Source organism: Mesorhizobium sp. WSM4847 (assembly GCF_055811335.1).
In genome coordinates this window covers 1-1006 of record NZ_JBVVPY010000091.1, presented here as the reverse complement: position 1 = coordinate 1006, position 1006 = coordinate 1, and the positions used below count along the sequence as shown (strand labels likewise).

Below are 1006 nucleotides of genomic sequence, written 5' to 3'. Positions count from 1 at the left end.
CCTACGGCCGATCCCGCCGGCCGGGACGCCGGTCGCGTATATCGCTTTCGTGGCGGGTTAGCCGCGGAGCGATATCCCAGAAAAGAGCGACGCCAGCGACGACCGCATGTGAGACTTGGCAACAGCGATGTCCCCTTCGAAACCGGAAAAATCGATCTCCATATGATCGAACGTGGACAGTGCCCGCTCTTCCATGTCAGCCAATGCCCGATCTGGGTCATCCGATTGCTCAGCAACCATTGATGCAATTGCCATGAGTGCGATGCGAAGCACCACAAGCTCCGTCGAATGATGGGCCAAGACATCCATACCAGTCTCCTTTTAAGGTCCGGAACGAATGCTCAAACGCCTATCCCCCCGTGATCGTTTCGAACAGCTTGTCTCGACCTATGAGCCGATGCTGCGGACCGCGTTTTTCGAGGCGATCGACGACATCCGCTCCAACATCGTTCTGCGCCGTGTGGTGGAGAGCTTGGAGCGCCGACGTCAAGGACGCCATTGCAGCCATGAACCTCGACGAGGCCGCGTTTCGGCCGCTGGAAGAAGCCATCGGCAGGCCTACAACGGCGGCGGTGTCGCCACGGTCGAACAGATGCCGGCGCTGCTCGATCCGAGCGGCCTTCAGGTCGTTCTTCATTGGGATGCGCGCAATCTTACGGCTGAGACCTGGTTGCGCGAGCACTCGGCGCGACTGGTCACCAACATTGTTGCTGATCAACAAGTTGCGATGTGTGCCGCTTTTTCTAAGGGCCTTGCCCGTGGCGCCAATCCAACGAGGGCCGCATTGGAGGTAGTAGGCCGCGTCAACAGGGTGACTGGCCGCGGAGGAGGTAGGGTGATCGGGCTCACCACAGTTCAGAGCGACTATGTTGCCCGAGCCCGCGATGAACTGCTTTCCGGCGAGCCCGACCAGTTGCGGGCCTATCTGAATCGGAAGCGACGCGACAAACGTTTCGACCGCACGATCACAGCTGCGATCCGAGATGGTAAACCAATCCCTACCAAC

Annotated in this window: 1 protein-coding gene and 1 pseudogene; one reads left to right on the top strand and one right to left on the bottom strand. The window is 59.5% G+C overall.

Translation table 11 applies throughout. The features are described from left to right. Positions 1-57 precede the first annotated feature (57 nt). Complete coding sequence (locus AC0L28_RS34645; protein ID WP_023803162.1) at positions 58-309, bottom strand: hypothetical protein; 252 nt, start codon at positions 307-309, stop codon at positions 58-60. 88 nt (positions 310-397) lie between these two features. Here AC0L28_RS34645 and AC0L28_RS34640 point away from each other — a divergent pair. Then, positions 398-1006, top strand: a pseudogene (locus AC0L28_RS34640) (head morphogenesis protein); the annotation flags it as partial.

What these genes read in the sequence shown, in the direction of transcription:
- AC0L28_RS34645 (WP_023803162.1), bottom strand. Translation starts at nt 309, where the DNA reads ATGGATGTCTTGGCCCATCATTCGACGGAGCTTGTGGTGCTTCGCATC.